Origin of the sequence: Marilutibacter maris, assembly GCF_006546735.2 — a bacterium.
GTDB classification, from domain to species: domain Bacteria; phylum Pseudomonadota; class Gammaproteobacteria; order Xanthomonadales; family Xanthomonadaceae; genus Marilutibacter; species Marilutibacter maris.
Genome location: NZ_VICD02000268.1, coordinates 1 through 8,609, shown reverse-complemented (window position 1 = coordinate 8,609; position 8,609 = coordinate 1). Strand labels below are relative to the sequence as shown.

The 8,609-nt window shown below is 70.0% G+C and carries 8 protein-coding genes; 7 read left to right on the top strand and 1 reads right to left on the bottom strand.

Annotation, left to right across the window (positions count from 1 at the left end; translation table 11 throughout):
- From FKV24_RS15465 to FKV24_RS15440, 6 genes are all read left to right on the top strand, one after another.
- The coding region (locus FKV24_RS15465) for a glycosyltransferase family protein (protein WP_484502561.1) at positions 1-447 on the top strand (447 nt) is incomplete at its 5' end.
- Positions 440-1,075, top strand: coding sequence for a ribonuclease HII (gene rnhB, locus FKV24_RS15460; RefSeq protein ID WP_111267993.1), 636 nt, complete (start codon positions 440-442; stop codon positions 1,073-1,075). The genes FKV24_RS15465 and rnhB, both read left to right, overlap by 8 nt.
- A 222-nt stretch (positions 1,076-1,297) precedes the next feature.
- Positions 1,298-1,927: a YkvA family protein gene (locus FKV24_RS15455; RefSeq protein ID WP_141483028.1), complete on the top strand. Its 630-nt coding sequence runs from the start codon at positions 1,298-1,300 to the stop codon at positions 1,925-1,927.
- 138 nt (positions 1,928-2,065) lie between these two features.
- Positions 2,066-5,587 (top strand): DNA polymerase III subunit alpha, encoded by a 3,522-nt coding sequence (dnaE, locus tag FKV24_RS15450; protein ID WP_141483027.1) that lies wholly within the window; start codon positions 2,066-2,068, stop codon positions 5,585-5,587.
- 46 nt (positions 5,588-5,633) lie between these two features.
- Complete coding sequence (locus FKV24_RS15445) at positions 5,634-6,242, top strand: MarC family protein (RefSeq protein WP_141483026.1); 609 nt, start codon at positions 5,634-5,636, stop codon at positions 6,240-6,242.
- A gap of 153 nt (positions 6,243-6,395) precedes the next feature.
- Positions 6,396-7,355, top strand: coding sequence for an acetyl-CoA carboxylase carboxyltransferase subunit alpha (locus FKV24_RS15440; RefSeq protein ID WP_141483025.1), 960 nt, complete (start codon positions 6,396-6,398; stop codon positions 7,353-7,355).
- A 57-nt stretch (positions 7,356-7,412) separates the two neighbouring features.
- Here FKV24_RS15440 and lepB read toward each other — a convergent pair whose 3' ends face one another.
- A complete protein-coding gene (gene lepB / locus FKV24_RS15435; RefSeq protein WP_170288335.1) occupies positions 7,413-7,982 on the bottom strand; it encodes a signal peptidase I in 570 nt (189 codons plus the stop codon).
- 83 nt (positions 7,983-8,065) lie between these two features.
- Here lepB and tilS point away from each other — a divergent pair.
- Positions 8,066-8,609, top strand: a 544-nt coding sequence (tilS, locus tag FKV24_RS15430; RefSeq protein WP_141483023.1) for a tRNA lysidine(34) synthetase TilS, incomplete at its 3' end; no start/stop codon positions are given.

The following is an 8,609-nucleotide window of genomic DNA, read 5'->3' as shown; positions in this document are numbered from 1 at the left end:
GGCCTGCCCGACATCCGCGTGACCGATGGCCGCGCGCGCACCGCGATGATCGCCAGCGACGTGGTGCTGCTGGCCTCCGGCACCGCGACCCTGGAAGCGATGCTGGCCAAGCGACCGATGGTGGTGGGCTACAAGGTCGCGCCGCTGACCTACCGCATCGTCAAGGGCCTGGGCCTGCTCAAGGTCGACCGCTACGCGCTGCCCAACGTGCTGGCCGGCGAGCGCCTCGTGCCCGAGCTGATGCAGGACGACTGCCGCGCGGACACGCTTGCCGACGCGGTGCTGGCCTGGCTGCGCGATCCGGCCGCGGTCGCCGCGCTGGAGCCGCGCTTCGCCGCGATCCATCGGCAGTTGCGCTGCGATGCCTCGATCCAGGCGGCGACGGCGATCGCCGGGCTGCTGGACGGCGCCGATGGCGCCGCGACCGACATCCGCGCGCATGGGTGAGCGTGCCGCCCACGCCGCGCACTGCGGCGACCTGTTCATACCCGAAGCGGCGGAGCCACATGTCGCGGGTGTCGACGAGGCCGGGCGCGGTCCGCTGGCCGGACCGGTCGCGGTGGCCGCGGTGATCCTCGACCCGGCCCACCCCATCGCCGGGCTGAACGACTCGAAGAAGCTCAGCGGCAAGCGCCGCGAGGCGTTGTTTCCATTGATCCAGCGACATGCGCTGGCCTGGCGGATCGAATTCGTCGAGCCGGCCGAGATCGATACGCTGAACATCCTGCAGGCAACCCTGGAAGGCATGCGGCGGGCGGTTGCCGGCCTCGACCCGTCGCCGCGGCTGGCCCGCATCGACGGCAACCTGGTGCCGCCCGGCCTGGGCTGCGCCGGCGAGGCGGTGGTCGGCGGCGACGCCATCGAACCGGCGATCATGGCCGCCTCGATCCTGGCCAAGGTCGCCCGCGACCGCGCGATGATCGCCCTCCACCGGCAGTGGCCGCAGTACGGCTTCGACGCCCACAAGGGCTACCCGACGCCGGTTCACCTCGCCGCGCTGCTCGCGCACGGCCCCTGCCCGGCGCACCGGCGCAGCTTCGCCCCGGTACGCCGGAGCCTGGAAGCTTCGCGCTGAGGCGAGCGCCGGCGTCGGCTGAACGGGTGTGAGCCGATCGTAACGGGCCAGCCGTCACGGTGCCTTTTCCCACTGGGCGCTAGGCTTTAAACGCCCGATCCTATCGACGCATCCCAACAGATGCCCGCCGGTTGCCGCCCAGGCCCGGCCCCAGGGACGCGGCGCACACGCCGGCCCGCCGCCCCCCGGAACCATCCGCACCGCCGGCGACGGAGGTGTGCGATGCGCCGCGCCCTGATCAACCCGCCCAGCCCACCGATGCCGTTCGGCGCCGATGCGCTGCCACCGGACGCACGCGATGCGGTGATGGCCTGGCAGCCCGCCGCGGTGGCGAGCTTCGACGCGCTGCTGCACGAGATCAATCCCGATGCCCTGCGGGTCGACATTCCGCGCCTGCAGGCCGTCGCCGAATGGCTGGCCGCGCTGCCGCCCGAACGCGCCCGCCAGCTGCTGGCCGACCGTCTCGAACGGATCGAGCTGATCCGCGCGATGCTGGCCGATCCCGACTGGGATACCGACGCCGGCACCCGTGCCCGGGTCGGCCGGCTGATCGCCTACATGGATCGCGACGACGACCTGATTCCGGACGGCACTCCGGCGCTTGGAATGCTCGACGACGCACTGATGCTGGAGCTGGCATGGCCGACGCTGGAGGCCGAGGTCGAGCAATACCGGGACTTCTGCGACTACCGGACCCGCGAACACCCCGGCGGCGATGCCCAGGCGCGTCGCCAGGCCTGGTTCCGCGACCGCCTCGCCGAACTGGAGCAACTGCGCCACAACGCCCGCGTGAGCGCCGGGCACTACGTCGACACCCGGGCCTCCGAGGACAGCCCTCTGCGCGTGGTTTGACCCGATCGCGCGGCGATACCCGGGGCGGCGGGCGACCGTCCCGGGCGGGGAGTGGCCATCGCCGCGCCGTCAAGCCTTGTGCCTGCCCGGGGGACTGCTAACCTGCATGCCTGCAAGACGGTCGCTTACGACCCCCCAATGCCCGCATCCCGATTCGTCCACCTCCACCTGCACAGCGAATACTCGCTGGCCGACTCCACCGTCCGCATCGGGGAGCTGGTCAAGCGTAGCGTCGAGCTGGATCAGCCGGCCGTCGCGATCACCGACATCGACAACGTGTTCGCCGCGGTCAAGTTCTACAAGAAGGCCGAGGGCGCGGGCATCAAGCCGATCATCGGCGCCGACATCGGCCTGGCCGACGGCAACGAGGCGACCTCGCGACTGACCCTGCTGTGCCGCGACCGCGAAGGCTACCTGACCCTGTCGCGACTGCTGACCCGGGTGTGGATGGAAGGGCACCGCGCCGACAGCGTGGCGATGCGCCCGGAATGGCTGCGCGAGGACAACGCCGGCCTGTTCGTGCTGGCCGGCCGCCACAGCCTGGCCGGCAAGCTCACCGTCGCCAACAAGCACGATCACGCCGAGGCCTGGCTGGCCGACTGGCAGGGCGCGTTCGGCGAGCGCCTGCACATCGAGCTGACCCGCGCCGGCCGCGACGGCGAAGAGGCGTTCAACGCCTTCGCCCTGCACGCCTCGGCCAAGCGCGGCCTGCCGGTGGTCGCCAGCAACGACGTGCGCTTCCTCGACCAAGAGGGCTTCGACGCCCACGAGGCCCGTGTCTGCATCGCCTCCGGCCGCGTGCTCGACGACCCCAGGCGACCGAAGGACTACAGCCCCGAGCAGTATCTGAAGTCGACCGGACAGATGCTCGAACTGTTCGCCGACGTGCCCGACGCGATCGACAACGCGCTGGCGCTGGCCACGCGCTGCAACGTCGAGATGAAGCTGGGCGAGTACGCGTTGCCGGCGTTCCCGGTGCCTTCCGAGCACACCATCGAATCGTGGCTGCGCAACGAAGCGCGCGAGGGCCTGTCCACGCGCCTGGAAAAGGCGCCGCTGGCCGAGGGCAAGACCCGCCAGGACTACGACGACCGCCTGGAGACCGAACTCGACGTCATCATCAAGATGGGGTTCCCCGGCTACTTCCTGATCGTCGCGGACTTCATCAACTGGGGCAAACAGCACGACATCCCGGTCGGCCCCGGCCGTGGCTCGGGCGCGGGTTCGCTGGTGGCGTGGGCGCTGGGGATCACCGATCTCGATCCGCTGCCCTACGACCTGCTGTTCGAGCGCTTCCTCAACCCCGAACGCGTGTCGATGCCCGACTTCGACATCGACTTCTGCATGGACCGCCGCGACGAGGTCATCGACTACGTCGCGCGCAAGTACGGTCGCGACCGGGTCAGCCAGATCATCACCTACGGCACGATGGCGGCGAAGGCGGTGGTGCGCGACTCCGGCCGCGTGCTCGGCCATCCCTACGGTCTGGTCGACGGCATCGCCAAGCTGATCCCGAACACGCTCGGCATCAGCCTCGACGACGCCATGGGCGAGACCGAGAAGTCCCGCGCCAGCGAGGGGCTGGCCTCGCCCGACCTGATCGAGCGCTACAACAGCGACGAGGAGGTGCGCGACCTGATCGACCTGGCGCGCAGCCTGGAGGACCTGACCCGCAACGCCGGCAAGCACGCCGGCGGCGTGGTGATCGCGCCCAGTCCGCTGAGCGACTTCTGCCCGCTGTACGCCGAACACGACGGCGAGGGGCGCGGCAGGAACCCGGTCACCCAGTTCGACAAGGACGATGTCGAGGCGGTCGGCCTGGTCAAGTTCGACTTCCTCGGCCTGCGCACGCTGACCATCATCGACTGGGCGGTGAAGGCGATCAACGCGCGCCTGGCGAAGGATGGCCAGCCACTGCTGGACATCACCGCGCTGCCGCTGGACGACAAGCCCAGCTACGAGTTGTTCGCGCGCGGCGACACGGTCGCGGTGTTCCAGTTCGAATCCCGCGGCATGCGCGAGCTGCTCAAGCGCGCGATGCCGGACACCTTCGAGGACATCATCGCGCTGGCGGCACTGTTCCGCCCCGGCCCGCTGGGCTCGGGGATGGACAAGGAATGGGTGGACCGCAAGCACGGCCGCACCGAGGTCAGCTATCCGCACCCGCTGCTGGAGCCGGTGCTGTCCCCGACCTACGGCGTCATCGTCTACCAGGAACAGGTGATGCAGATCGCCCAGGTGCTGGCCGGCTACACGCTGGGCGGCGCCGACATGCTGCGTCGCGCGATGGGCAAGAAGAAGCCCGAGGAGATGGCGAAGGAACGCGCCAAGTTCGAGACCGGCTGCGCCGAGCGCGGCATCGCGGCGAGCCAGGCCACGCCGATCTTCGACCTGATGGAGAAGTTCGCCGAGTACGGCTTCAACAAGTCGCACTCGGCCGCCTACGCGCTGGTCGCCTACCAGACCGCATGGCTGAAGGTGCACTACCCCGCCGAGTTCATGGCCGCGGTGCTGTCCTCGGACATGGACAACACCGACAAGGTCACCGGCTTCCTCGACGAATGCCGGGTGATGGAGCTGGAGGTGCTGCCGCCGGACGTGGGCCACTCGGAGTACATGTTCGAGGCGGTGGCGCCGGGCACGATCCGCTACGGCCTGGGCGCGGTGAAGGGCGTGGGCCGCGGCGTCTGCGAGGCGATCGTCGAGGCGCGCCGCTCCGGCCCGTTCAAGGACCTGCTGGATTTCTGCAAACGGGTCGACGGCACCAAGCTCAACCGCCGCGCGCTGGAGGCGTTGACCCAGGCCGGCGCGCTCGACGCGCTGGGTTGCAACCGCGCCAGCCTGATGCTGCAGCTGCCGGAAGTGCTCAAGGCCACCGAGCAGCTTGCCCGCGAACGCGCCGCCGGCCAGGTGTCGTTGTTCGGCGGCGGCGAGTCGCCGGTCGCCGAGTTGCACATCGACCTGCCCGAGGTCGCCGAATGGCCGCTCACGCAACTGCTCAACGGCGAACGCGAGACCCTTGGCCACTACCTCAGCGGTCACCCGTTCGACCCCTACCGGGACGAGCTGCGCGGCCTGCTCGGCCACGACCTGGGTGATCTGGAAAAAATCTGGGAGTCGCGTCCGGAATCGGCCCGCAGCGGTTGGCGCCCGGAAGTCGAAAGCGTGGTCGCCGGCCAGGTGGTGGCGATGCGCAAGAAGGGCGACAGCCAGATGTTCGTGCAGATCGAGGACGGCCGTGGCCGCCTGGAGTGCGCGTTCTTCGCCGAGACCTACGCCGAGTACGCCGCGCTGTTCAGCCGCGACCGCCTGCTGATCGTGCAGGGCGGTCTGCGCGAGGACACCTTCAGCGGCGGTTTCGCGCTCAAGGCGCAGCGCTGCTGGGATTACGCCGCCGTCTGCGCGAACCATGCCCGCCGCCTGTCGCTGCGGCTGGATCTGCGCGTGCCCGGCATCTGGCAACAGGTCGATGCGCTGCTGGAACGGCACCGTCCGGGCAAGACCCCGATCCGGCTGGACCTGCTGCGCCCCGGCGCCGCCGGCATGCTCGATCTCAACGGCAGCCATTCGGTCCGCGTCGACGCCGACCTGGTCACCACCCTGCGCGCCGTGCCGGGAGTCAAGGCGGTCAAGCTGGCGCTGGCGCGGCCCTGGAGCTGACGCCGTCACGCCCGTTGTCCGCGGGCTCACTTAAGATGAGGGTCGCATGATCGATTTCGTCGCCACCTTCATCTTCTTCTTCGCGGTGATCGACCCGATCGGGACGATTCCGGTCTTCATCGCGGTCACCCGTCAGTACGACGAACGCACCCGCCGCCGGATCGCCAGACGCGCGACCCTGATCTCGGCCGCGATCCTGATCTTCTTCGTGGTCGCGGGGGAACTGATCCTGACCGCGGTCGACATCCCGCTGTCGGCGTTCCAGATCGCCGGCGGGATCGTCCTGTTCCTGTTCGCGCTGTCGATGATCTTCGGCGAGAGCAAGCCCGAGCAGGAGGTGAAGATGGCCGAATGCGGCCACGAGACCGCGGTGTTCCCGCTCGCGGTGCCGTCGATCGCCAGCCCCGGCGCGATGCTGGCGGCGGTGCTGCTGACCGAGAACGACCGCTTCAACATCTGGCAGCAGGCGCAGACCACGCTGACCATGCTGGCGGTCCTGGCGGTGGTGCTGGTGTGCATGCTGCTGGCCACGCGCCTGCACCGCTTCATCGGCAACAGCGGCGCGAGCATCATCAGCCGGGTGATGGGCCTGATCCTGGCATCGGTCGCGACCGCCAGCGTGCTGGGCGGAGTCAAGGACTATTTTGGCCTCTGAGCGGGCCGCGTCCGCGCGCCAGCCACCGGACTCGCGCCCTACCCGATACGCGGCCAGCGTGCAAGATCCGTACCAGACGGCTCGGTACGGACCCCGGGGGTCGGCTAGACTGTGCCCTTTCCCGGCGGCCCACCGCCCACTATCTGCCGACGCATGAATCCGAACTACCTCGACTTCGAGCAGCCGATCGCCGACCTGGAAGCCAAGATCCAGGAACTGCGCCACGCCAGCCATGGACCGGCGGTGGATGTGGATGCCGAGGTGCATGCGCTGCAGGACAAGCTGCGCCAGCGGACCGCGCAGATCTTCCGCGACCTCAGCCCGTGGCAGGTCTCGCAGCTGGCCCGTCATCCGGCGCGGCCGTACACGATGGACTACATCCGGGTGATCTGCGACGAGTTCCAGGAACTGGCCGGCGACCGTGCGTTCAAGGACGACGCCGCCATCGTCGGCGGCCTCGGCCGGATCGACGGCCGCAGCGTGGTGATCATCGGCCACGAGAAGGGGCGCGACACCAAGTCCAAGGTCAGGCGCAACTTCGGCATGCCGCGACCGGAGGGTTACCGCAAGGCGCTGCGGCTGATGAAGCTGGCCGAACGCTTCAAGCTGCCGCTGGTCACCTTCATCGACACCCCGGGCGCCTATCCCGGCATCGGCGCCGAGGAGCGCGGCCAGTCCGAGGCGATCGCGCGCAACCTGCTGGAGATGAGCGAGCTGCGCACGCCCATCCTCTGCACCGTGATCGGCGAGGGCGGTTCCGGCGGCGCGCTGGCGATCGGGGTCGGCGACCGCACCCTGATGCTGGAATACAGCACCTACTCGGTGATCTCGCCGGAAGGCTGCGCCTCGATCCTGTGGAAGGACGCGGCCAAGGCCAAGGACGCCGCCGAGCAGTTGGGCCTGACCGCCAAGCGCCTGCATGGCCTGGGCCTGGTCGACAAGGTCGTGCGCGAGCCGATCGGCGGTGCCCACCGCAATCCGAAGCAGATGGCGACCCGCCTCAAGGCGGTGCTGCTCAACGAGCTCGACGCGCTGGACCAGATGCCGGCGGACGAACTGCTGGATCGCCGCTACCGCCGCCTGCGCGCCTACGGCGCCTACGACAACGCCTGATCGACAGCGCATGACGGCCGGGGCTCCACCGCTCGCGGGGAGCCCGGACGCGGACCTCTATTCCGCGTGCAGGACCCTCACCACCCTGCCAACGAGGGTGTCCTCGGCTATCGGCCCCATCATGCGGCCGTCCATGCTGTTGTCGCGGTTGTCGCCCATCAGCAGGTACTGGCCCTGCGGCACCGGTAGCGGCGCCATCCGGCAGGAGTAGTCCTCGACCGCACGACCGGGCGCCACGTAGTCCTCGCCCAGCGCGCGCCCGTCGATCATCAGCACGCAGTCCTCGATCGACACGGTCTCGCCGGGCAGGCCGATCACCCGCTGCAGCCAGTGGTTGCCGTCATCGGGATTGGCGAACACCACGATCTCGCCGCGCCCGGGGCCGCGATCGCGGTAGGCGCCGGCGCGCACGATCACGATCGTCCCCGGCTCCAGCGTCGGCGACATCCCCATCGAAGGCATGCGATAAGGCGCATGGCCGAGGATGCGCTGGCGCGGGTCAAGGGAGTTCGCCCCCAGCGGGTTGAGCAGGTACATGCCGATCGCCGCGGCCGGCAGCAGTACCGCCAGCGACAGCAAGCCCCTGACCAGCCAGCGACGCCACGCCTCGGTCCTGTCTTCGCTCATCGCCCACCCCGCCACACGCCCTGGAACCGACTCCGATGGTACACGCGGCGCGGATCGCATCGGCCACCGATTAGACTTGATCCATGCTGTCCGACCTGCCGCCCGACGCCCCCTCGCCCGCGCCGCTGCTGGTGGCCTACAGCGGCGGACTGGACTCGACCGTGCTGCTGCATCTGCTGGCCAGCGAGCCGCGCCGGCGCAGCGACGGCCTGCGCGCGATCCACGTCCATCACGGTCTGCACCCGGATGCCGACGACTGGGCACGGCACTGCCGGCGTTTCTGCGACGCGTTGGCGATCCCGCTGACCGTGGTCCGCGTCGAGGTCGCGCGCGATGCCGGGCTCGGCCTGGAGGCGGCGGCGCGCCACGCCCGCCACGCCGCGTTCGAGGCGGCGCTGGGAACGGACGAGGTGCTGGTCACCGGTCATCATCGCGACGACCAGGCCGAGACCTTCCTGCTGCGCGCGCTGCGCGCCTCCGGCACCGACGGCCTGGCGGCGATGCGCGCCTGGCGGCGATGCGGCCGGGGCTGGCTGTGGCGACCGCTGCTGGAGACGCCGCGCGCGGCCCTGCTGGAACACGCCGGGACACACGCCCTGCGCTGGATCGAGGACCCCAGCAACGCGG

Bases quoted from the DNA above. Each gene is read 5' to 3' on its own strand.
- FKV24_RS15455 (WP_141483028.1), top strand. From the start codon at position 1,298: ATGCGCCGCGCCCTGATCAACCCGCCCAGCCCACCGATGCCGTTCGGC.
- lepB (WP_170288335.1), bottom strand. From the start codon at position 7,982: ATGAGCGAAGACAGGACCGAGGCGTGGCGTCGCTGGCTGGTCAGGGGC.
- FKV24_RS15440 (WP_141483025.1), top strand. From the start codon at position 6,396: ATGAATCCGAACTACCTCGACTTCGAGCAGCCGATCGCCGACCTGGAA.
- rnhB (WP_111267993.1), top strand. From the start codon at position 440: ATGGGTGAGCGTGCCGCCCACGCCGCGCACTGCGGCGACCTGTTCATA.
- dnaE (WP_141483027.1), top strand. From the start codon at position 2,066: ATGCCCGCATCCCGATTCGTCCACCTCCACCTGCACAGCGAATACTCG.
- FKV24_RS15445 (WP_141483026.1), top strand. From the start codon at position 5,634: ATGATCGATTTCGTCGCCACCTTCATCTTCTTCTTCGCGGTGATCGAC.